Consider the following 21,190-nt stretch of genomic DNA (forward strand, 5'->3'; position numbering starts at 1 on the left):
GAGTACCTCCTATTGTCCTGAATACACAGGCTTTCTTTTTTCCATAAATGCGGCAACACCTTCTCGGTGGTCATTTGTCAGGCCAGCGAGCCGTTGCCCTTGTGCTTCTTGCTCTAAATAATCGTCAAACGACAGTGATGACGTGGCCTTTAAAGAACGTTTTATAATCCCGATTGCTTTTGTGGGCATAGCGGCAAGGCGTGCCGCAAATTCAGCCACGTCCTCATTCCATGTATCCATTGGTATTTTTCGAGTCGCTAAACCCATTGCTACTGCATCATCAGCCAGGATTTTTTCACCTAGGATGGCCAGTTCAGCAGCTTTTGCCAGGCCCACCAACTGTGATAAGAAATAAAGATTACCCGAATCTGGAATGAGCCCCACATGTATGAACGCATTAATAAAACTAGCTTTTTCAAAAACTAAACGAAAATCGCAAGCAAGCGCTAAACTAAATCCGGCGCCGGCAGCCACTCCGTTGACAGCAGCAATAATTGGCTTTTCGCAGTTACGAATTTGTTTAATCATCGGCCCGTAATACTCTCTAAGAACTTGCCCGTGGTCCATATTTTCGTCGACTTCCGATAAATCTTGACCAGAACAAAATGCACGTCCTTCTCCAGTAATAACAATGCAGCGAACTTCATCATCAAAAGAAGCTCTTTTAACTGCATCTTTTATTTCTCGATTCATTTGCCGGGTGAATGCATTCAGCTTATCTGGTCGATTTAAATAAACCCAAGCGACTCCATCAATTACGTTATAACGAATTGTCTCAAACATTTGTAGCAGAGCCTCCTTATTTCCCATGATAATCCGGTTTCCTTTTTTCAATAAACGCATTCATGCCCTCTTTTTGATCTTCGGAACCGAACAACAAATAGAAATTTTTCCGTTCATATTGCATGCCTTCATATAACGGATAGTCCACTGCCTTATTCACGGAGTCTTTAATAAGCCTCAGGGAGAGCGGGGGTTGTTTTGCAAGTTTCGCCGCGAACTTCATTGTTTCCTCCATTAATAATTCGGGCACGACGATTTTGTTAATAATTCCATGTGCCAGAGCCATTTCAGCGGAAATCCGCTCGCCAGTCCACAACCACTCCAAAGCCTTCGTTCGGCCAACTAGTTTAGTCAGTCTTTGAGTCCCTCCCGCACCAGGCATCACCCCAAGCCCGACTTCCGGAAATGCAAACTCTGTTCCGCCAGCCGTGATCAATAAATCGCAACATAGCGCAAGCTCGAAACCTCCGCCAAAAACAAATCCATTCACTGCGCCGATAATCGGTTTCTTAATTAATGCCAATCGGTCCCAATCTGCAAATTGATTAAGGAGTTCCAAACTAATGGGGTTGTCATTAGTCATCTCATCGATATCGGCTCCAGCTGAAAAAGCACGCCCTTTGCCAGTCAATACAATAACGCGTACATGATTATCGCGGTCATATTCTTCCATAGCCTCGACGATTTCACTGACCATTTTTCGGTTCAATGAATTTAATTGGCGCGGGCGATTAAGTTCGATTACTGCCAAATTATCAACTACAGACGATTCAATGTACTCTAAACCGCTCATTTAACATCTTCACCTATCATGAGCGTGACAAGATCACCCGCAAATCCCATTAAGTCTTTGCCTGATGCTCTTCCTTCCGGAGAACGTAAGCCCGTTTGGAGTGCATCCATATCGTCATAAAACATTTCGCACATCAAGTAGTATTTTCCCTCTCCACCCATTGGAGAACCTGTCATTTTTGTCACTTTCATTTCCCGAAGACCAGGAATTTTTTCAGTAAGCGGACCGTGCACATTAAAATAATGCTCATCAAATGCTTCTTTGTTTTCAGGGTGTTTATACAATGCGATCAATTTAGCCATTTCATCTCTCCTCACATTATTGTAGACACTGGTTTCATTGCCTCAAAAACATTTTTACAACTCTTGCAATAAAGAATGCTTCTGCATGCTGTAGGCCCAAAAATATTTTCCATCGTCACATAAGTCGAACCGCAATAGGCACAATCGACATGCCACGATCCGTCTTCTTCAAAATGCCTTGGGGGTGGAGAAATTCCAAACTCCCGTAAATCGGCATGCCCTTTTTCCGTAATCCGATCTGATGTCCATGGTGGATGAAAAACAAATTCAACTTCGACTTCCCCCACTTTTGATAACTCTTTTACCGCATTCAACGTATTCCTTTTAATAATTTCAAGCGCAGGACAACCTAAAAATGTCGGAAGTAAAACGACTTTCACGTTATTTCCATCCGTCGAAACTTCATCTACCATTCCAAGGTCGACGATACTGACCGAATCGATTTCTGGGTCTTTTACTTGCTTGAGCACTTCAAAGACTCGTTCGGTTGAAATATTAATCGAAGTTTCCATTAAAACCGCCTCATTTCATATACCGCTCACCAAACCGCTATAGGGTCAACCATATATACTTCAGAAAGCGTTCGAAGGGCTTGATCCAAATCTTTCGTGTGCTCACCGTTTCGACCGTTTTTCTTTGGTACCGGAACCGCTGGTACAGTCATTTGAAGTCCAGTGAAAACAGGTTCAAGACTCATTTTCCAGTTTTGCAGTAAAACCTCTTCAGGTTCTATTAAACGATTACTTTCAATAAGCTGTTTCTTGGTGCCGAATGAAAACATATCGCCAAAATCAGTCATAACTAGAGTCATAGCGTCAGTCATTTTCTTTCTTGCTACATCTGTCGAACCCATAAGTTGTTTAAACCACGTTTCCCAGTGAAGTCGATGATAATAAAGTTCCATTTTCACTTTAATTGCTACTTCTGCAAGTGGTGTATATGAACTTTTACAAAGCGATTCAACTTTCACTTTTTTCGCTTGCGTGTAAAAATAACTTCTTACCACAGCATAAGCCCAGTCATACAAAGGCGTTTCCATATAAACGCCTTCACCATTCACGCGCTCGGTTAAAATACTGTTTCTTCTTTCACTGGACGGGCGTGAATGTGCTAAATCATCGGCATTTCCAGCGCCCAGCTCTTCAAGCAGTTGATAATACATGGCTGCATGCCCCATACTGTCTTGACTAATTGAGGAGGAAGCGACATCTTCTTCGATATGAGGAGCGAGACCAAGCCATTCTGACCCTCGGAAAGCGTACATCAAATCGTCATCCGCGAGCTGAAATAAAAGACTCGTCAATGCTTCTTTATAGTCCGCACTCATGACGTTTTCAGGGTTGCTCATTTCCTTTTCCCTCCCCATGACAGTATTTCTTTTTCATCTAATATTTCCTGTTCATACTTACGCCATTTTTTTCTCAAATAACCATAGCCTTTTGTCATGCGATAATCTTTGTTATCCAAACGGCTGAGCGATAATTTTTCTTCGGCATTCATTTTCCTGATGTGTTTTCGGTTTACAATCCAAATATCAACAACTGCTTCGCGTCGCATAAAATTCTCTTGTGCTAAAACAAGTGCCATATCTTCATTAGGCGCGAGTAAACTAAACTGGTATTGGAACGGCGAACTATGTGTCCGTTTGCTAAAGATTTCATACTCTTGATAAAATGATTGCTCTTCAGCCATTTATGATTGTCTCCTTTCGTTAACTGACCGTAGCTCGAAGTGCATCGCGCACCCATGCATTATTTTCATATGAAGTGCGACGTAGATTGAGCCTGGCTTGTGATCTGGGTCCGTTATTTCGAATAATTTTCAAAAACTTGCTCCAGTCAGGTTGTTGATAGGTCCATAAATTAGCTTTTTCATCAAAGTGAAGCGTTGGATCTGGAATCGTCAATCCGAGAGATAAAATTCGCGGGATGTATTTATCGAAAAATAGTTGTCTGAACTCTTCATTTGTCTTGGTGCGTATTTTATATTTAATCGTTAAATCTTGTTTTGAAGACCCTGTCGTTTCTTTACTCGCAGGTCCAAAAAACATTAATAATGCTTCCCACCATCGATTTAGTGCTTCTTGGAGCATTTCTTTTTGCTCGGCCGTTCCTTCTACTAATGCGAGAATTATAGATTCCCCATGTTGCGCATGAAATACCTCCTCAGCACAAATCCGCTTTAAAGCTCTTGCATACGGTCCGTAAGAAGCTCTCAACATATCCGTTTGCGTAATAATCGCCGCTCCGTCAACGAGCCAACCAATAATTCCTGCATCCGCCCATGTTTTCGTTTCCATATGAAAGACGTTATGAAACTTCAAATCGCCGTTAAACAAATCTTGCATCAAATCTCCGCGATTTTTACCATATGGAGCAAGAAGATCTTCAGTAACTCGGAGAAGCAATTGACCGTGACCCATTTCATCTTGCACTTTTGCCATAATCCCTAATTTCCGATTAAGTGACGGTGCCTTGGGTACCCATTCCTTTTCCGGTAGCGCACCCATGATTTCACTCATCCCGTGCATGGAAATCAATTTGATTAATGTCAATCTGTACTCATCTGGCATCCAATCATCCGCTTCTATTTTCTCATCCGCTTCAATACGCTCCATAAAACGCGCCAAACGTTCAGCTTCAGAAGTGCTTTGAATACTCTCCAAACCCGATTCCTCCCTTCGATTATCGTATGCATCTGCACTACCTCATATAACACTTTTATAACGTTAGTATATAATGCAGTAATATCAATTGCAAGTTAATTCAGATAATATATCGATTTTTCCTTGTTGGAGGATGTAAAGGAATGGTGGCGTTGCGCTTTGGTCGATTGTAGAGGTAGTTTAGTCGTTTGGGGGGGTGGTTTAGTCGTTTATGTGTTTGCTTTAGTCGTTTCGGGAGTTAGTTTAGTCGTTTCGACCGCCGCTTTGGTCGTTTAGACAATTTTTCGGAATAAAAAACCGATACGACGCGGCGATTACCGTTCGTATCGGGTTAGTTTGCTATAGTATTCAACGAGTTCCGGGTACTCTTTCACCTCAGTAATTCCAGTTTCGCTTATTGCATAAATTCCTCTTTCGATTTTTTCGAACCAACCACCATAATTTCTATGGAGAATTTGATAGGTTTTTTCTCCGGTTCCTATTTCACGCAATAATTTTGCAGATAACGGACCGTGATGTAACAAACAACAAGCGATATGAATACAGTTTTCTTTATATGAAGTCATGATTTTCAACTTATTACTGCCGCCTATATTAAAATCTCCAGTCCTTCCTTCAATTTCTGTCAATAAACGATTTCTTCGCTTTTTGCTAAGTTGCATGCTTTTCTTTCGATCAAATGGCATTGGATGATGGATGACCTTGATTTGTTCTTCCTCTTTATTTAGTGAAACAATGATTAAACCAACTTCTAACCTTCTCATCAAATAACAAATATCGCGCCACTTTTGGGATCGAAAACTTAATTTAGGCTTGGGTATGGCGACATATACCCGGTCGGACAAACGCTGCCTCTTTGTCGCTTGCATAATTAGATCCAAATTTAATCTTAGTTTTAATTCGACAATGATGAGTTCCTCTTCTTTAACCGCTACTACATCACAATCGTTAACCTCTCCATAAACGTCATATCCTTCTACGGTAAAATAATCTTTAACCGGTTTATATAAATCAACTTCATATTTCATGGAAAATCAATCCTTTTTGTTATTCAAAAAAGCTACCTCACTCCAATTGACTTTGGAATATGGCAGCTTAATGCTAATTCTATCTGATATTCAAGTTAAGACAAAACTTTTTTCGGTCTTATTGCTAAAGTAGTTATTCCGGTTACTAAAAGTATTGTTCCAATTAACAACAAACTAAAATTATTCGTAGCGGTTTTCGGCAATTTTTTACCGTCGGTAGATGATTTTGGTTTCGGCTTCTCGGTAGTTTTATTCCCTTTACCAGGGGCTTTATTTTGTTCTTTAACTACTGGCGGGGTTTTATCATCGTCATCCGGTTTCTCAGTGGCAGGTGGATTCTCTTTTTCAACATCTATTTTGGCGAAAACGCCGTAGTTGGAGAAGTGGGATACCTCCAAGCTGATTTCTTTCGATTCTTTATTAACTTTCCCTACTTTAGCCACCCATGCATCTTTCTCCTCGGCAAAATTATAGATGTCTACATCAAATGATTCGTCTGCATCGTATCCCATTACAAGCGTGAACTTACCATCATACTTTTCAGAACCCTCCGGGAACTCAAATGTAAAGTTCAATACATCTCCTACATCTTTCAGTCCTTTTGCTTTAGCTAGTGTATCATCACTTGTTGGAGTGACTGTTAGGGTTGTTCCTTCTGGAAGATCGGTTGGTAATAACAATCTTACATCAGTATCATTTATGAGAATTGAATCGCCTGCACCCACGCTAACTTTTTCGTTTAGATCAATTTTCACTTCACCTGGTTCTTCTGACTCTACTTTAGGGAATGTTTGACTTATTTCTCCCATAAATCCAGAAGCAAGAGCTCTGTAACCTGCCTCACTAGGGTGAATATTTTTCGGATTCGGAAGATACGTCTCGTATTGTCCTTCAAACAAATGAAAAGTGGGTATAAAAGTTGCTCCGGAACCTTCAGCATACAATTTTAGCGCATTATTTAATTTGTCAAGAAGACCTAATGTCAGTCCCTGTTGTACTTCTTGAGACAAATAAGGCATGGCGTTGTAATAACCCATTACGTATATCTCAGTATTAGGATTGACCGCTTTAATTTCTCCAATGATTTGCGCAATGTTTGTTCCAATTTCCCCAATTTTCATCGGCATTTCTGCTACCGCCTTGGTTAGATCCGCAGCTTTGGTCTTCGCAGTCTCTGCTTTTCCAACAGCAATTTGCGCGGCGATTTGGGCATCAATTGCTAAGTTTACTGCTCCTTTTGCGTTCCTAACCGCATTCTTAGCATTGGTTGCATCTGAAGCAGCCTGATTTGCTTTTTCTTTAACATTTAGCACAGCGTCTTTTATGTCCTCAAATATAGGATAAGGGGATTCCTCAATAAACACTTCTAATATTCCTGCATTCGTTTCTAGAGAATCTAATTTTCCCTCTGCTGTAACTAGTTTATTTGTCGATGTTTCTAATGAAGTTGCAGCTTCGACTGGATTGGTGAAAATTATTGCTTTCGCATTAATTAATTCATCGCTTGCTTCTAATATTCTATCTTCCGATATTTCAATTTCTCCATAAATGGCAGCAAGAACTTCTTGTACCTCTGACGGTAGAATTTCCATATACTGTTCAACAGCATTCTTTACAACATCAACCACATCTTTTCCTTCCAAGACTGCATCCTTAATCGTGTTTACCGGTTCTACTGCTCCATCAATTGCAACTTTAGCGGATTCTGTTGCAAGGTTCGCTGCGCCTTCAGTATCGTTTGCAAATTTTATCAATTCATCAACCTTACCAGGAATCAATAAATCCAAGTTTGCAACGTCCAACCCTGACAATACATCATTCGCACCAGCACTAATCGTAATAATGTCTGCATCTGGCAATTTTTTGATATCGGATAATCCCGCTAATACTTGTTGTGAATTATATCCAGGTACTCCGTAATTTCGTAAGTTTACTTTGTAGCCGTTAGATTTTAAATCATTTTTTATATCGCCAGCAAATCCTGGACTATCCGATCCATCATAAAGCATGCCTGCTGCAAGTGAATCCCCTAAAGAAATATAATTAACAGTTTTCTTTTTGCCCGATCCTGCAAGTGCAGACATTGGGGCAAAAGCGAGTAGAAAGGCTAGTATTAAAAGTAGAGCGCGTGACTGTTTAATTACTTTTTGCATATTAGCTCATCACCCTTTCGTATTTACAGCATCGAATTAACCATTACAATTACAACATTGTTAAATCTAGGTATTTAGACCTCGGATTTTCACTTCAAACTCACTCCCCTTCTTTTTTAGTCCTTTTCTCTCTGTCTAATTACATAGTAACAAACTTCAGTAAATTTACAATGTTCCGTTACAATTATTTTGTTTTTATTAAAAACATCGGGGAAATGCCTTCATTGTGAATACTCTGTGACATCGGCACACTTTGTGATTTATATCACAAGGTGTCGTGTATTTTATACCTATACTGAAGATAGTAAAAGAGTCCTAAAATAAAAAGGAGGCAAGAAAAATGAGAAAGGTATTAGCAGTTGGGTTGTCGGGAATCGTAGTCGCGGTGTTGTTGGCAGGTTGCGGAGATGCTTCAGTCGATACTAGTAATGAAAATTCAAGTGTAGCTGCAACATCAAAAGCTGAAGAAGTCGTTGAAGTATTTGGGCCGCACAAAGATTTAAATCAAGAACCTGTTCCATTGAAAGTTGAGCGTGTTGGCGAACATGAAGTGAATGTCGAAATGACAGCACAGATTACGGATATTGAAATTGCAAAAGGAAAGATGTACAAAGCTTGGACGTTTAACGGCGAAGCGCCCGGTCCATTAGTTGTTGTGAACCAAGGAGATACAATTAATTTCAAACTAATAAATATTGACCCGGCCATTCCGCATAGTATCGATTTGCACGCAGTTCATACAGCACCATCTAAAAACTTTGCAGATATTATGCCCAATGAAGATGGAACATTTACGTACCCAGCGAACTTTCCAGGCGTATTCATGTATCACTGTGGAACAGACCCAATCCTTTCACATATCGCAAACGGCATGCACGGCGTCATTATTGTAAAACCAACAGATGGTTATCCAACAGACAACCTAGTTGATCGTGAATTCGTAATGATTCAAAATGAATGGTACAAGTATAATGACCATGATGCTTTTCTTAATGCAGAACCAGAACATGTTGTTTTATCAACAAAAGCTTTAAAAGAAGGTGACCGAAACACAAACGGCGATACATTCAGCCTGAAAGACGAGCCATTAGAAGCGAAAGTTGGAGAAAGAATTCGATTGTACATCAATAATATGGGTCCAAATGAAGTTAGCTCATTCCACGTTGTTGGATCAATTATGGAAGATGTCTATGTAGACGGCAATCCGGCCAATGTCTTAAAAGGTATGCAGACAATCATGTTGCCAGCTAGCGGAGGCGCTGTAGTAGAATTCGTTGTGACTGAAGAAGGAAATTATCCAATCTTAACTCACCAATTCAAACACGCAGATAAGGGAGCCATCGCAATATTAAAAGTGACAGCTGAATAAGAATCTTACAAGAGGGCTAGCCACAGGGGGAGAGCCCTTTTACTATTTTCTACTTTGTCATCCTCAACTTTTTAGTGTCGAACCCTTTAAATTTAACATCTAATTTCAAACTTTTATAATCATTAATTTCAAAAGCCTCTGACGCTTTCTTTATCATATCTTCATCATCCATTTCAGGATCAAGTGCAAGCTCCTCAAATATTTCATCGAGTTTCTCCATTGCGGCATTGCCGTGCAAATAAAAATCATCTATTTTATTTTCATACATTGCTTCAGTCTTATCTTTTTTCTCATCATAAGTAACCTTAAGAGCTTCTTTCATTTCATTCGTATCGGCACTTAAATCTAAAAATGTAAATCCGTACTTACTCCCTAAAGATTTCTTATCTCCCTCATCCTCTGTATTCGTAACTATATTTCGATTATTACAAGCACCCACTATCAATAATGAACAAAGTAATACAATAAATAGGACAGTATGTTTCTTCATCAAAGCCATCTTCCTTTCTCAACCTTACTGCATAATTAATCTAACCGTTGAGGGGATTAGTTATACAAAACTAAAAAGAGAACATCCCCTTGAAAGGGTGGCAGTTTTCACTTTACTTCTCGGCTTTTAATAACACCGTCAACAGTTCTTTACAAAGCTCATACCTCCATTAGTCGTGGTTTGTACTTTGTGAATTTTCCCCGTTTACTTTCATTTCGCCGTCAATGTTAAACTTCGCAACTTCGCCGCCTTCCAATGCATAATTCGTAACATTGTCACCGTAAGTAACAATATCACCATGAATAGTCAAACTTTCAACTTTCCCACCTGTTTTAATACTTATTGCATTTGCCGCAAGCTCCGTTAATACCCCCTTAACTAGAGAATTACCTACAGAGCCATATGTTGTTACATTTTCTTCTACAGTCATATTTCCGATTGGTTTGCTGACTTGTATGCCTATTGAGCCATCACCATGGGTTGTAATGGATTTAAATTTAATATTTTCAACCGTACCGTCATATTGGTTAAAACCCCTAGCACCTAACCCATATGTAGTAATATCTTGTGACATGAAGTCTTTTACTGTGCCAAAGTTAACAAATCCTATACCGCTTGGACCATAAGAGACGATTGGATAATTGCTAACCCATTTTTCGATTTTGCCCCATGTATCCAGAACCATATCGTTAACACCGTAAGTCATAAGCTCACCATGGTGTTCAACTGTTTTTGCCTCAACACCATAAACAATGAAAACAGCAGCGGTAATGATATCGGCAGTTCCATAAGGCAACATACCATGTGAATATACAGCACCTGTAGTTAGCGTTTCCATATTAACTTTGCCACCTTCATCGCCATAACCACAAACAAAAATTCCTGAGCCAATAACAGGAGCATTTCTAAAGCCAATGCTGATATTTGTTAATTTGCAATCAATTCTACTGCTTTCGTCAGAGTTAAAATTATACACAGTCAGCGCCCCTTGGTAGACATTCACGCCATACTTTTGCGGCTGCTCGCTGTAATGCCTAGAATCGCAAGAAGTAATGTGTATATTATTTGTAATGAGGTTGATCTTGTCTGTCCCTTGCCTAGAGATAATCGAAACCTGACCTGTAATAGACAAATCTTCAAGGACAATATTCCCCATATTCGGAATGCCGCACACCGTATATATTGCACGGTTCGTTTGTTTTGTCATAACTGTTAGGTTGGATATGGTATTGTCGCGAGTCACACCAAAACCATCACTATTGTTAAAGCTCACCATACATGACTCATAGCTTTTTCCTGTTAAATTGTAGCCTTCAGGCAAAGTAATGGAATGAGGGGAAAGAATGGATGTTTCAATCTCCAGAACTTGCGGTACGTTTTCCGAAATGGCTTTCAACAATTCTAAAAGACTAGTTACTTTTGTCGTTTTCATTTTATTATCCTCCCTTAAATTTATTCACACCATAATCTTCCCTAGAACCTTCTATTTATCCCCTCTTATCCACGTGGCATTCCACTTGATGATCTTTCCCCCTACCAGGACGGTCGACTGTATCAATGAAAAAAGAGCGCCGTAACCCTTAACATCAAGGTTTAGACACTCTTCTGTATTAGTCGCTTAAGATACTATGTATAGAGACGTCACCTCACAAGGGTGATGCTCTCCTCTTTTTTCACTCAAATACTTCAAGTTTTTCAGTGTATTGTTCAAACCAATATTTCCATTCGTCATCTCGTTGGATTGGCTCCCCGTCCAGCAAAGCGATGATTACGTCTAAACAGACATGCCATCCCGCAAGATCTTTTTTAGTTTGCTCGGTTATCGTCTTCACTTTTTCAATTAAAATTAATACGGAACCCTCGTTTTCAGGATGAAGTTCAAAGCGGATAACATCTCCGAACCAATCAAACTCCAACACAGAGTTTGGTTCATACTCCATGATTTCCAGTTTCTCATCCATAACATCCGGAACATAAAACTTCATAAATCCGCCTTGACGAAGATCCCCGGCACGGAGTTCCTCAAACCACTTTTCCAGCTTATTATTATCCGTGAGCATTGCCCAAACAGCGTCCACTGAATGATTCAAATTTCGTTCCCATTTTACTAAATAACCATCATCAGTTTTCTTAATATCCGCAATCACCTTAGATATCCCCTTTCAAATTCAAATTATAAATCCACTTCCAATAAAATCGGACAATGATCGCTACCGAGAACCTCTGCGTGAATCGCAGCACTTTTTAATAAAGGCTGCAAACGATTTGAAGTAATAAAATAATCAATCCGCCAACCAATATTACGTTCTCTTACCTTGCTCATATAAGACCACCAAGTATACGCGCCTTCTCGTGCCGGATAAAAATATCGGTATGTATCAGTGAATCCTTCAGCCAATAATTGCGTCATCTTTCCGCGTTCTTCAACGGTAAATCCTGAATTACCGATATTCGATTTCACGTTGCGAATATCAATTTCTTCATGTGCGACGTTTAGATCTCCGCAAAAAATGACCGGTTTATCTTTGTCTAACATCGTCAAATACTCACGTACCTTATCTTCCCATTCCAGTCGAAATGGCAATCGTGCTAAACTACGTTGAGCATTTGGGGAATAAACATTCACTAAGTAAAAATCCGAAAACTCCAAGGTTAAAATACGGCCTTCCTCTTCATCATCTAAATCGCCTATCCCATATCTCACGGAAAGCGGTTCGACTTTCGTAAAAACCGCCGTACCGGAATATCCTTTTTTTACTGCGTAATTCCAATATTGATAATAGCCGTCCAACTGCAAATCAATTTGCCCTTCTTGCAATTTTATCTCTTGGACGGAAAAGATATCAGCATCTACTTTTTCAAAGTACTCCAAAAACCCTTTACGTACACACGCTCTTAATCCATTAACATTCCATGATACTAACTTCATTGATAAATGACTCCTTCACATAAAACTATTTCTAGGTTTAGAGTCTAGCATACCAAAAAGGAGGAAAGATAGTTACCTTCTCCCCTCCCACATTTTCTCATCCAATTATTTTTCACAGCCAAAAAATCCCGATTAAAACAATTGCGCCTAATATGAATGTCCCGATCTGTCCAAATTGCGCAGAAGAAATTATCGGTCTCGGTGTTAGGAATTCCAATTCCTGCATCTCTTTTTCCATCTGATCCATGCGAGTTTTCAAAGCGACTATTTCTTCTTCCAGAGATTGTTCACGGTTACTTAGTTCATTCATTTTGAAATCCTCCTCGTCAATATTGATAATACATACTATACGATGAATTGACGAAATAGTTTCAATAAATCATGATTCTGGTCTTAATTCGTACGTCTTGATTTGTCCAATAATCCCCGTAGGTTGATCAGTTTCAATTTGGTTAATTACGCCATCTGAAATTTCCCCGTGCGTGAGCCATCTTGAATGCTCATTTTCCATAATAAAACCTAAAAATACTTCGCGATAATTACAATTGTCTGGAATTTGGATTGTCTCATCTCTAAAATAGCGGCGGCTTCCCTTCACGTGGAATAAACGAAAATTATCAATCCCACGATTCATTTCGCAAATCCGCTCAAGTGAATTGTAATTCGGCGTCCAACTTACAATAAGATCAAATGCACCCTTTTCTTCGATTACATTCTCCACTTCATCAATCAGTTCGCTAGAATTATAATCGACGATTATCGGGAAAATAGAATCTACGGGGCTGTCCGAAATTATTCGTTGAAACTTCAATCTAGTACGTCCTATGATTGATACAATATAACCTTTTTGCGCAAGGGCTACGCAAACATTTGCGAGCATACCCGTCCCGCCAATGACCAATGCATGTTTTTTACGCGGCATCTTCATTCTCCCAAATTCTCTTTACTTCTATTAATTTACCATCACTAAATACCAACTTATAGATATCAGGTTTTGACGTACTTGCCCAAAAATCATATCCGTATTTCCCATCAAAATAATTCATTATTATCGTCATTATATTTCCGTGTGTACCTAGAACAATACTTTTTCCTTCATATTCTTTTAGTAACTGTTTAATGATGGGAACGGCACGCTCCTGCGCTTGTCTAGTGGTTTCCCCGCCGGATAAACAATAATCCTTATCCTCAAAAGATCTTTTAATCGCTGGTTCAACTTCTTCCCATGGCAAGCTATAATTGCCTTTTATCATCCTTTCCCTTAATTCCTCATACAACTTGATTTCTAAGTTCTGTGTCGTTGCAATTTCCTCGATTGTTTGTATCGATCTCGCAAAGGGGCTCGAAACAATTGCATCGATTTTTTCACTAAGCATAATTTTAGCTACTTTTCCAGCCTCAATTTCCCCATCTTTTGATAGTTTTCGAGTTCTTTCCTCACCAAAAATGAAAGGCGATTCAGCATGTCGAATCATATAGATACTTGTCATTATTGATTCCCCCACAATAACTCTCTCCTTTTACCAATTACAATCCCAAGTTTTTTGCGATTATGACTTTCATTATTTCATTCGTGCCGGCATAAATCGAAGCCACCGGGATATCTCTGTAACGTCTAGCAATCTTATACTCTTCCATATAGCCATATCCACCATACAATTGCATACATTCTACTGAAATATCTCGTGCAGTTTCGGTGAGCCAATATTTAGCCATCGAAACTTTGGTGACAACATCTATTCCAGCAATATGATCTTCAATTAATGACTCAAGAAACGATTTTCCTAGCTCTACCTTTGTCGCCATTTCAGCAATTTTAAATTGCGTATTTTGAAATGAAGATACCGGATTGCCAAATGCTTTACGAGACTTAACATAATCAATCGTCATTTCCAGCATCTCTTCTGATGCAATTTGGGCGCCAATCGCGACAACAAGTCGTTCTTGCTGAAGTTTTTCCATCAGGTAGAAAAATCCTTTCCCCTCTTCACCAAGCAGATTAGCTGCAGGGACTCGGGCATCCTCAAAGAAAAGTTCAGCTGTATCTTGTGCATGAAGTCCGACCTTATCTAGTTTACGACCTTTTGTGAATCCAGGTGTCCCGTCCTCCACAACAAGCAAGCTAATTCCACGATGTTTCGGCTCAGCTTTTGGATCCGTTTTTACGACGACGAGAAAAAGATTGCCGTTAATGCCATTCGTAATAAAGGTCTTTTGACCATTTACAACATAATGATCCCCATCTCGGATTGCCGTCGTTTGAACGTTCGCTAAATCAGAACCTGTACCCGGTTCTGTCATTGCAATCCCGGTAATAACCTCAGCCGTAATACATCCTGGTAACCAACGTTTCTTCTGTTCGTCTGATCCAAACGATTCTATATAAGGCACAACGATATCATTATGCAAGCCGACACCGACTAAACTCGTTCCAACACGTTCCAGCTCTTCATTAATAATAACTCCAAAACTAAAATCAACACCAAGCCCCCCGTATTCCTCATCTACTTGCGGACAGAGGAATCCCATCTCCCCAAGCTTTTTCCAAAATGAGATTGGAATCATTCGTTCTTTCTCCCAATTGTCATAGAACGGATGCGCCTCTTTCTCTAGAAATTTTCGAAGCGAATCCCGAAACATAATGTGCTCATCTGTTTCAAACCGATATTTCCCCATTAAAACCCCTCCTCAAAAGAGTACGATCATAAAAATGATTGGCCATTCATTCATTAATTGATTAAACTAAAAGTCTATGATTTAATATTACGCCAACAGTGAAGGTTCCGTCAATTTGAGGTGGAAAAATAACGCCACTTCTAACTGAAATGGCGTTTAAATGTCAATATTGAAATTGCACCTCAACTGTAGCTTTGATATTTATCTGCCCCGGTTCAATTGGCGTGGTTGCACTAATTTCAGCCGCTGCAAAGCTTCGATACAGAATGGGTTCTTCTTTCAACTTCTCTACAATTTTAATCGGATGGGGATCGAGCTTTAGCTGAATTGTATTTGCGATTGTTTGCGCTTTTGCTAATGCATTTTTCAATGCTAGGCTTAAAGCTTCCTGGTAAGGAATTTGTTCGTTTTCAACTGTAAATCTAATATTCGAGACCTGATTAACGCCATTTCGAACAGCTGTATCAATAATAGTTCCCGCTTGTTCAATATTTTTTATTTTTACATTGATGGAATTTATTACTTCGTACCCTCTAAAAACTTGACGACCTTCAACATAATCATATTGCGGGGTTATATTATAAAAAACAGTTTGTATATTTTCTCTTGGAATCCCCAATTCCAGAAGCGACTCAATAACTTGATCCATCAAATCAGCATTTTCCTGTTGTGCCTGACTCAATTGTATATTTTCCGTTCTTACTTCCAATTGAATTTGGACAGTATCCGGCGCAATTGATAAGCTTCCGATTCCAGTAACAGTCATGACTCGCTTTTGATGACATGGCATTTGCCCAGCATATGGGTAATACATTTTGTTCCCGCCTTTCCCGAGAATCATTGTGCTCAATAAATAGTATGCTGACTGCTTGGAAAAGATATTAATACCCCTTATTAATTAATTGCTCTGCCATTTTTATTTTATTATCGTAAAGTTTTTGTGCTAAGATTTCTTTCGCTTCCAAAGAGGCTGCTAAATAATCAATATCATTAACAGTGGCCACGATGGAAAACTTGTACCCGAAAGGACTTGTATCTATGGAATGCAACCCATACACTTTATACATTTCTACAAATTCACCAGTTAGTTTATCCACTTTCAATTTGTCTGTCTGTTTCTCATTAAGTTCATCGCACACTTCTTGCAATAACGCTTTGACGACACTAGGATTTTGATTGAAAGATACAATAATACTTTCAAAAATACGTCTTTTTTCAACAGAACCATTAACCATTTTTAAAATTTCACCATTGGAAATCGTCAATAGTTTTCCGTTAATTAAACGTATTTTCACAATCCTGAACCCTAATTCTTCAACTGTCCCGCCTTCTGGTTCTCCGTTAACATGAATAAAATCCCCGCGTTTAATGGTTCCTTCAAAAATAATGAAAATCCCGCTAATTAAATCATTAATCAATTTTTGCGCACCAAACCCGATAACGGCCGCGATGATTCCTCCGGCCAACACGACTTCCTTTAGTCCGCCAACAAACGGCTTAATCGCCGCGATTAGGATAATGATGGCGAATATGTACGTTGACGTATTTTTCACGACACTTTCAATCGTCTCTTTCTTCTTCTCCTCCAAGAGAGTTGTACGTTTGAATATTTGCCGCAGAATCTTCCTAAAAGCCACGATTAGTAGATATGTAATAACAATCGTTAATGATAGCGAAATAAAATATGATTTCACACCTGAAAAATCCACTTCAAAAAAGCGTTGGACCGAATCAAAAAACTTACTCATCAATATCAAAACCCATTTCTTAAAATAATAATAGTATTTTATAATACCATTTTTATGAATCATTGTAACAATAAAAGCGACTGCATATTAATTCTTACTATCAGCCATTTAATTAGGTTGAAATCGCCTCATCACAATCAAGTATGCTACCACTAACGAAGGTACATCCAATTTTCTAGAATTTATTAAGCTCAATTGCATCTAATTGATGGGAAAAAATCAACCTTCCGAAACTTTGATAAATCAATTCATCTCTAAGATAGCTATCCGAGTTACCGATTTGAATTAACATCTCATCTTGATCTTCCCTTTGGAGTTCGAAGAGGATACCTTCTATGTAATTTTCTAATCTAGTTGTTAACGACATTCTATGCAACCCTATAATCCACATTAATAATAACTTTCAATTCATCACGACCTCTTTACATCGATTAACGTAAATCTTTCGCAAACGAGAAGCATGTCCTCACTAAATTCTAGTCCAACTGTTTGTAATTCACTTGTGAAGAATTCCTCATGAGCTGATTTCCAATATTCATACGGACCTTCCCCCTCAGCAACCGCGAATTCTTCAGTCACTTCATTCATCGGTACAATTGAAACTTCAACAATTTTGATCATCGCGACCGGCTGTTCCTTACTATTTAAAATAATGCTGTATTCTCCAACTTTGGGCAACGGCTCATTGTCTAATTCATAAAATACATGTCCTGAACAGGTTGCAGTTTTCTTTCCATCTATAACAAGTTGTGCAAGTTCATCTGGTGATACACCAAACATCCATGCGCTGACATTCTCAGGTTTCTCTTCATCCTTCCAAAACTCATCCCAATAGATTTGTGCTGCCTGATTCATTATCAACACTCTCCTTTTCATCCACTAACACTTCAATCTTGTCCCAAATAGATGGCCAGTTCTTTCCCTTAATCCTTTTATCATAAATCAGCATCCTGTCTTTTGATTCGCCAAAATAGGGAGTTGGTTTTACCTTCATATTTACCAAGTCCTCAATCCCATGGGGTGCTGTTAATTGTACGTTATTTTCATCATCTACCCTCACGCCTAAAGCCGTTGCTGTCTCGGGAAACTTCGAAATTGCATCAACAGCAGAACTGTAAGGTGGGATATTATTCGCAACATGCATCCTGGCTTGGTTTTTAACTGACCATGGAATCGTTGGAAGTAACTCCTTAAGCATTTCCTCATATTTCTTTTCTGTTTTCTCTTCAACATTTATTAAATCGTAATAGATCACATCAATATCGGGAGTAGGCGTTCTTTCGTCAAAACCATGCAATACATCCCAAATTTTTGCACGAACAAATCCGGCACAAATCCACCAATCTGGCAAATTAAGCGACCCGACAGCTTTTAATAGTTCCATCATCCATTTGTCCTGTTGAATGATTTCAACGATATCTTTTTCTTTTTTGAGATTCATGAATAACTCCTTAATTATAGAAGTATCGATACAATAAATTTTATTTCTAATAATTTTCACCGCTTGATAAAGGCATCAATTTCCCTGCCTATCAACTCTGGTTCCCACGCATGGACATAATGCCCGACATCCAATAACAAATGTTGACCATGTTCAAGCTGACCGACGTAGTCTGATAGTATTTCTCGCCAATTCGAAATTCCCATTTCGTTTCCGTTAGAAATGAAAAAATACATCGGGACTTCAACCGGAATACCCAATCCCTTTATTTTATCTGCGTTCGATTGAACTTGATTCGCTTCTTCAATCATGTTCGAAGTAAGTGTTCTTCTATAGAGTATTGATCGATACGTGGCCATATCCTCTTCCGATAAATGACCAGATTGAATCGCAGCGGAACTATTAACAATCGGCGGTACCAATCGAATCATTCCAGTCCGTGCGAAGCTAGCGGCTGCTGTCATCGAGAGTGATGAAGGAATCGGTAGAACGTCGTAGACTTCCGGCACCGCCGGATCTAGTCCTATTATTGCCGCTACTTCATCGGGATACTTTTGTGCCCATCGAATCGCTTCCAGCGCGGACATTGAATGTGCCGCCAATACATAAGGAGGCTGCACATCTGCAAGCCGGAGTGCGCTTCGACTTTCCTCGAGAATGACATCAATCTCTCTTGATACATTAGCAATTTCACTCCAACCATATCCGGCTTTTTCCACGACAGCAATCGTATACTCTGAAGATAATGCTGACCAAAGAGGCTTGAAATCGAGGACAGGCGCACTCGTTCCAGAACCCGCCATGAAAACGATTGTCTGTTCACCGTCACCTTCTGAATAAACATGCATCACGTGACTATTAACATCCACCATCTTACCCAGAGGTGGAGTAGAAGCTATTTCTTTTTTCATTGAGATTGAATGATAAATCCAGGAGCCACCTACAACGAGTATTAAAAGTAGAACGATAGATAAAAAGAAGCTCTTAACTATTCTTTTCATTTAGCCCATCCTTCACGAATATCCCAGATAAATCATTCCAACCGAATGCTATTTCACCCAATTTCTGACCATCAATCTCGATTTCTGCCGTATCAACTTTCTTTCCTCCAAGTTTTTCATAAAAACCGCAGGCAGGATTTTCTTCTAATGCCCAAATGAGCATTGAGTTCAATTTCTTGTCTAGTAAATCGTCCACGACAGACTTAATAAGCTTTTTCCCAAGCCCATTTCCTTGCTGCTCTTCAAATAAATAAATGGCATATAACTCACCTTTATATGCTTCATATTTTCCTGTTCGCTCTTTTCCGCCTGTTGCAAACCCAACAATTTGGCCGTTCTCATCTTCCGCAATGTAAATATGATTTTCTTCAATTCCGCGCTTCCAAATCTGCTCACGGCTCTCATAGGAAAGGCTATTTAAAAATGTGTCAGGCACAATCCCCTTATACGTTGTCCGCCAACTATCTACATGGACTTTCGCGATCCCCGCTATATCCTTTAATTCAGCTTTTCGAATCACCATCTTCGCCATTCCTTTCCTTATCGAAGTATGAGCAATTATTTCAATTTGGGGCGTTCTCACAGTTGTTCCTTTCAAACGCCCCGATGTCTTTCATAGCGAAATCACATGTGTCGTCTCTGATGCAGAATCATCCAATTCAAAACCATTTGCTCGGTAAAAAGCATCTGCTTTTGAAGATTCAGTTCGGACCGTCATTTTACGGAACGTATCCCGTGAATGACGGACGATTTCTTCTAATAGTATAGAGCCTACTCCTTGACGCCTTGCATCAGCAGCTACATAAAACCTTTGCAATCGAGCAACGTCTTTATCATCAGAAAATGGCGATTGATTCACCCCGCCTATCGCAACAACCTCTCCTAACTCATTCTGAATAAAAAACAAAGCTTCTCCCGGTTTATTAAACGTATTACTACCATCTTTATAATCATTGACCAAGCGAGTCAAAAAACGATACCCCTCGGCTTCGCTTTCCTTTACTAATTGCGATATATCTATCGAATTAATGTCTTCGACTTGTTCCGCTTTATATTCCATCTCTTCTTCACCCCTTATTTTTAGTTTCCAATATACTGTTAGGTTCAATGTATGCATCGGAAAAACCTTCATTCTGAAACAAATAAAAAGATCCGCATGCGTTAAACACGCAGCGAATCATTTTTGGAACGTTATAAGTAAAAATTAAAAGCTTGATACCCGTAATAAAATGAAAGGAGCGATAAGATACTGAACACAAGACCTTCAATTTTGCTTCCGGTTTTTGTTGTCAATGGAAAACGAACGGTCATGCTTAACGGGAAAAATAATTTAATCCCTTTTTTCGTAGCCATATCCAATACATAGTGGCTCACCATGCCTGCCAGAACTCCTGCTTTTACTGCATCGCTTGGAATAAATGAGCTTAATAACCACGCGATAATTACTAGAAATAATAAACTATGCGTAAATGTACGGTGACCAAATAGAGTGTTGATGATTTTCGATACAATCGATAACTTTCTTCCGATTTTACTTCCTCCGTGGCAAATATCCGGAAGTAGCGCGCCCATAATCCCCGCCCCTAGCATAATGAGCGGATCGTGATTTGTAAATTGCGCATAAGCAAGACTTGCTGCAATTCCGCCAATGATGTGTGTTTTTCCTGTCATGCTTTTTCTCCTTACTTAGTAAAATTATTACTAACCTAGTATAAACGATTTCAATAAACTAGGCACTACAGTTCGATTACTTAGGTTAGGCAAACTAGGTTTGCTATACTAATTATGATAAATCATTTACAAAGAAGGAGA

The 21,190-nt window shown here is 39.3% G+C and carries 26 protein-coding genes; 1 reads left to right on the plus strand and 25 read right to left on the minus strand.

Translation table 11 applies throughout. The features are described from left to right. Nucleotides 1–9: 9 nt before the first annotated feature. From G8782_RS03360 to G8782_RS03400, 9 genes are all read right to left on the minus strand, one after another. Nucleotides 10–783, minus strand: a complete 774-nt coding sequence (locus G8782_RS03360) for an enoyl-CoA hydratase-related protein (protein ID WP_172369485.1) — start codon at nucleotides 781–783, stop codon at nucleotides 10–12. Between the two features lie 16 nt (nucleotides 784–799). Further along, nucleotides 800–1,576 (minus strand): enoyl-CoA hydratase/isomerase family protein, encoded by a 777-nt coding sequence (locus G8782_RS03365; protein WP_172369486.1) that lies wholly within the window; start codon nucleotides 1,574–1,576, stop codon nucleotides 800–802. Beyond that, nucleotides 1,573–1,878: an EthD family reductase gene (locus G8782_RS03370; RefSeq protein WP_172369487.1), complete on the minus strand. Its 306-nt coding sequence runs from the start codon at nucleotides 1,876–1,878 to the stop codon at nucleotides 1,573–1,575. The genes G8782_RS03365 and G8782_RS03370 overlap by 4 nt, the downstream gene beginning before the upstream one ends. A gap of 11 nt (nucleotides 1,879–1,889) precedes the next feature. Further along, the gene (gene paaD / locus G8782_RS03375) at nucleotides 1,890–2,390 is read right to left on the minus strand and encodes a 1,2-phenylacetyl-CoA epoxidase subunit PaaD (RefSeq protein WP_172369488.1); all 501 of its coding nucleotides are present in this window, start codon (nucleotides 2,388–2,390) and stop codon (nucleotides 1,890–1,892) included. A 26-nt stretch (nucleotides 2,391–2,416) separates the two neighbouring features. Further along, complete coding sequence (paaC, locus tag G8782_RS03380) at nucleotides 2,417–3,226, minus strand: 1,2-phenylacetyl-CoA epoxidase subunit PaaC (RefSeq protein ID WP_172369489.1); 810 nt, start codon at nucleotides 3,224–3,226, stop codon at nucleotides 2,417–2,419. Further along, nucleotides 3,223–3,570, minus strand: coding sequence for a 1,2-phenylacetyl-CoA epoxidase subunit PaaB (paaB, locus tag G8782_RS03385; RefSeq protein ID WP_172369490.1), 348 nt, complete (start codon nucleotides 3,568–3,570; stop codon nucleotides 3,223–3,225). The genes paaC and paaB overlap by 4 nt, the downstream gene beginning before the upstream one ends. 19 nt (nucleotides 3,571–3,589) lie before the next feature. Further along, a complete protein-coding gene (gene paaA, locus G8782_RS03390; protein WP_246231576.1) occupies nucleotides 3,590–4,495 on the minus strand; it encodes a 1,2-phenylacetyl-CoA epoxidase subunit PaaA in 906 nt (301 codons plus the stop codon). 362 nt (nucleotides 4,496–4,857) lie between these two features. Next, nucleotides 4,858–5,571 carry a DUF2161 domain-containing phosphodiesterase gene (locus G8782_RS03395; RefSeq protein WP_172369492.1) on the minus strand — a complete coding sequence of 238 codons (714 nt, stop codon included), beginning with the start codon at nucleotides 5,569–5,571 and terminating at the stop codon, nucleotides 4,858–4,860. Nucleotides 5,572–5,666: 95 nt separating this feature from the next. Then, nucleotides 5,667–7,724: an SGNH/GDSL hydrolase family protein gene (locus G8782_RS03400; RefSeq protein WP_172369493.1), complete on the minus strand. Its 2,058-nt coding sequence runs from the start codon at nucleotides 7,722–7,724 to the stop codon at nucleotides 5,667–5,669. 340 nt (nucleotides 7,725–8,064) lie between these two features. Here G8782_RS03400 and G8782_RS03405 point away from each other — a divergent pair, with 340 nt between their 5' ends. Continuing rightward, entirely contained in the window at nucleotides 8,065–9,093 is a 1,029-nt protein-coding gene (locus G8782_RS03405; protein ID WP_172369494.1) for a multicopper oxidase domain-containing protein, read from the plus strand. Nucleotides 9,094–9,142: 49 nt separating this feature from the next. Here G8782_RS03405 and G8782_RS03410 read toward each other — a convergent pair whose 3' ends face one another. From G8782_RS03410 to G8782_RS03485, 16 genes are all read right to left on the minus strand, one after another. After that, nucleotides 9,143–9,583, minus strand: coding sequence for a YusW family protein (locus tag G8782_RS03410; protein ID WP_172369495.1), 441 nt, complete (start codon nucleotides 9,581–9,583; stop codon nucleotides 9,143–9,145). 169 nt (nucleotides 9,584–9,752) lie between these two features. After that, nucleotides 9,753–11,015 (minus strand): hypothetical protein, encoded by a 1,263-nt coding sequence (locus tag G8782_RS03415; RefSeq protein WP_172369496.1) that lies wholly within the window; start codon nucleotides 11,013–11,015, stop codon nucleotides 9,753–9,755. 241 nt (nucleotides 11,016–11,256) lie between these two features. After that, entirely contained in the window at nucleotides 11,257–11,730 is a 474-nt protein-coding gene (locus G8782_RS03420; RefSeq protein ID WP_172369497.1) for an SRPBCC domain-containing protein, read from the minus strand. Nucleotides 11,731–11,756: 26 nt separating this feature from the next. Further along, nucleotides 11,757–12,512 (minus strand): exodeoxyribonuclease III, encoded by a 756-nt coding sequence (locus G8782_RS03425; RefSeq protein ID WP_172369498.1) that lies wholly within the window; start codon nucleotides 12,510–12,512, stop codon nucleotides 11,757–11,759. 112 nt (nucleotides 12,513–12,624) lie between these two features. Further along, the gene (locus tag G8782_RS03430; protein WP_172369499.1) at nucleotides 12,625–12,822 is read right to left on the minus strand and encodes a hypothetical protein; all 198 of its coding nucleotides are present in this window, start codon (nucleotides 12,820–12,822) and stop codon (nucleotides 12,625–12,627) included. Nucleotides 12,823–12,891: 69 nt separating this feature from the next. Further along, complete coding sequence (locus G8782_RS03435; protein WP_172369500.1) at nucleotides 12,892–13,434, minus strand: Rossmann-fold NAD(P)-binding domain-containing protein; 543 nt, start codon at nucleotides 13,432–13,434, stop codon at nucleotides 12,892–12,894. Beyond that, nucleotides 13,424–14,002, minus strand: coding sequence for a histidine phosphatase family protein (locus tag G8782_RS03440; protein WP_246231534.1), 579 nt, complete (start codon nucleotides 14,000–14,002; stop codon nucleotides 13,424–13,426). The genes G8782_RS03435 and G8782_RS03440 overlap by 11 nt, the downstream gene beginning before the upstream one ends. Nucleotides 14,003–14,039: 37 nt before the next feature. Beyond that, complete coding sequence (locus G8782_RS03445; RefSeq protein ID WP_172369501.1) at nucleotides 14,040–15,188, minus strand: acyl-CoA dehydrogenase family protein; 1,149 nt, start codon at nucleotides 15,186–15,188, stop codon at nucleotides 14,040–14,042. A 163-nt stretch (nucleotides 15,189–15,351) separates the two neighbouring features. Beyond that, a complete protein-coding gene (locus tag G8782_RS03450) occupies nucleotides 15,352–16,002 on the minus strand; it encodes an SIMPL domain-containing protein (protein WP_172369502.1) in 651 nt (216 codons plus the stop codon). Between the two features lie 67 nt (nucleotides 16,003–16,069). Further along, the gene (locus tag G8782_RS03455) at nucleotides 16,070–16,936 is read right to left on the minus strand and encodes a mechanosensitive ion channel family protein (RefSeq protein WP_172369503.1); all 867 of its coding nucleotides are present in this window, start codon (nucleotides 16,934–16,936) and stop codon (nucleotides 16,070–16,072) included. A 411-nt stretch (nucleotides 16,937–17,347) separates the two neighbouring features. Further along, entirely contained in the window at nucleotides 17,348–17,791 is a 444-nt protein-coding gene (locus tag G8782_RS03460; protein WP_172369504.1) for an ASCH domain-containing protein, read from the minus strand. Beyond that, entirely contained in the window at nucleotides 17,760–18,377 is a 618-nt protein-coding gene (locus tag G8782_RS03465; protein WP_172369505.1) for a nucleotidyltransferase family protein, read from the minus strand. The genes G8782_RS03460 and G8782_RS03465 overlap by 32 nt, the downstream gene beginning before the upstream one ends. A 56-nt stretch (nucleotides 18,378–18,433) precedes the next feature. Next, complete coding sequence (locus G8782_RS03470) at nucleotides 18,434–19,378, minus strand: alpha/beta hydrolase (RefSeq protein ID WP_172369506.1); 945 nt, start codon at nucleotides 19,376–19,378, stop codon at nucleotides 18,434–18,436. Further along, nucleotides 19,362–19,961, minus strand: coding sequence for a GNAT family N-acetyltransferase (locus tag G8782_RS03475; protein ID WP_343034933.1), 600 nt, complete (start codon nucleotides 19,959–19,961; stop codon nucleotides 19,362–19,364). The genes G8782_RS03470 and G8782_RS03475 overlap by 17 nt, the downstream gene beginning before the upstream one ends. A 30-nt stretch (nucleotides 19,962–19,991) precedes the next feature. Continuing rightward, complete coding sequence (locus G8782_RS03480) at nucleotides 19,992–20,495, minus strand: GNAT family N-acetyltransferase (RefSeq protein WP_246231535.1); 504 nt, start codon at nucleotides 20,493–20,495, stop codon at nucleotides 19,992–19,994. A 74-nt stretch (nucleotides 20,496–20,569) separates the two neighbouring features. Next, a complete protein-coding gene (locus tag G8782_RS03485; protein WP_172369507.1) occupies nucleotides 20,570–21,049 on the minus strand; it encodes a metal-dependent hydrolase in 480 nt (159 codons plus the stop codon). Nucleotides 21,050–21,190: the final 141 nt, after the last annotated feature.

This window comes from Sporosarcina jiandibaonis (genome assembly GCF_013184495.1).
In the GTDB taxonomy this organism is placed as follows: domain Bacteria; phylum Bacillota; class Bacilli; order Bacillales_A; family Planococcaceae; genus Sporosarcina; species Sporosarcina jiandibaonis.

What these genes read in the sequence shown, in the direction of transcription:
- G8782_RS03410 (WP_172369495.1), bottom strand. Translation starts at nt 9,583, where the DNA reads ATGAAGAAACATACTGTCCTATTTATTGTATTACTTTGTTCATTATTG.
- paaB (WP_172369490.1), bottom strand. Translation starts at nt 3,570, where the DNA reads ATGGCTGAAGAGCAATCATTTTATCAAGAGTATGAAATCTTTAGCAAA.
- G8782_RS03395 (WP_172369492.1), bottom strand. Translation starts at nt 5,571, where the DNA reads ATGAAATATGAAGTTGATTTATATAAACCGGTTAAAGATTATTTTACC.
- G8782_RS03445 (WP_172369501.1), bottom strand. Translation starts at nt 15,188, where the DNA reads ATGGGGAAATATCGGTTTGAAACAGATGAGCACATTATGTTTCGGGAT.
- G8782_RS03425 (WP_172369498.1), bottom strand. Translation starts at nt 12,512, where the DNA reads ATGAAGTTAGTATCATGGAATGTTAATGGATTAAGAGCGTGTGTACGT.
- G8782_RS03415 (WP_172369496.1), bottom strand. Translation starts at nt 11,015, where the DNA reads ATGAAAACGACAAAAGTAACTAGTCTTTTAGAATTGTTGAAAGCCATT.
- G8782_RS03400 (WP_172369493.1), bottom strand. Translation starts at nt 7,724, where the DNA reads ATGCAAAAAGTAATTAAACAGTCACGCGCTCTACTTTTAATACTAGCC.
- G8782_RS03370 (WP_172369487.1), bottom strand. Translation starts at nt 1,878, where the DNA reads ATGGCTAAATTGATCGCATTGTATAAACACCCTGAAAACAAAGAAGCA.
- G8782_RS03365 (WP_172369486.1), bottom strand. Translation starts at nt 1,576, where the DNA reads ATGAGCGGTTTAGAGTACATTGAATCGTCTGTAGTTGATAATTTGGCA.
- paaD (WP_172369488.1), bottom strand. Translation starts at nt 2,390, where the DNA reads ATGGAAACTTCGATTAATATTTCAACCGAACGAGTCTTTGAAGTGCTC.
- G8782_RS03465 (WP_172369505.1), bottom strand. Translation starts at nt 18,377, where the DNA reads ATGAATCTCAAAAAAGAAAAAGATATCGTTGAAATCATTCAACAGGAC.
- G8782_RS03460 (WP_172369504.1), bottom strand. Translation starts at nt 17,791, where the DNA reads ATGAATCAGGCAGCACAAATCTATTGGGATGAGTTTTGGAAGGATGAA.
- G8782_RS03435 (WP_172369500.1), bottom strand. Translation starts at nt 13,434, where the DNA reads ATGCCGCGTAAAAAACATGCATTGGTCATTGGCGGGACGGGTATGCTC.
- G8782_RS03430 (WP_172369499.1), bottom strand. Translation starts at nt 12,822, where the DNA reads ATGAATGAACTAAGTAACCGTGAACAATCTCTGGAAGAAGAAATAGTC.
- G8782_RS03440 (WP_246231534.1), bottom strand. Translation starts at nt 14,002, where the DNA reads ATGACAAGTATCTATATGATTCGACATGCTGAATCGCCTTTCATTTTT.
- G8782_RS03360 (WP_172369485.1), bottom strand. Translation starts at nt 783, where the DNA reads ATGTTTGAGACAATTCGTTATAACGTAATTGATGGAGTCGCTTGGGTT.
- G8782_RS03450 (WP_172369502.1), bottom strand. Translation starts at nt 16,002, where the DNA reads ATGTATTACCCATATGCTGGGCAAATGCCATGTCATCAAAAGCGAGTC.
- G8782_RS03470 (WP_172369506.1), bottom strand. Translation starts at nt 19,378, where the DNA reads ATGAAAAGAATAGTTAAGAGCTTCTTTTTATCTATCGTTCTACTTTTA.
- G8782_RS03480 (WP_246231535.1), bottom strand. Translation starts at nt 20,495, where the DNA reads ATGCATACATTGAACCTAACAGTATATTGGAAACTAAAAATAAGGGGT.
- paaC (WP_172369489.1), bottom strand. Translation starts at nt 3,226, where the DNA reads ATGAGCAACCCTGAAAACGTCATGAGTGCGGACTATAAAGAAGCATTG.
- paaA (WP_246231576.1), bottom strand. Translation starts at nt 4,495, where the DNA reads ATGGAGCGTATTGAAGCGGATGAGAAAATAGAAGCGGATGATTGGATG.
- G8782_RS03405 (WP_172369494.1), top strand. Translation starts at nt 8,065, where the DNA reads ATGAGAAAGGTATTAGCAGTTGGGTTGTCGGGAATCGTAGTCGCGGTG.
- G8782_RS03485 (WP_172369507.1), bottom strand. Translation starts at nt 21,049, where the DNA reads ATGACAGGAAAAACACACATCATTGGCGGAATTGCAGCAAGTCTTGCT.
- G8782_RS03455 (WP_172369503.1), bottom strand. Translation starts at nt 16,936, where the DNA reads ATGAGTAAGTTTTTTGATTCGGTCCAACGCTTTTTTGAAGTGGATTTT.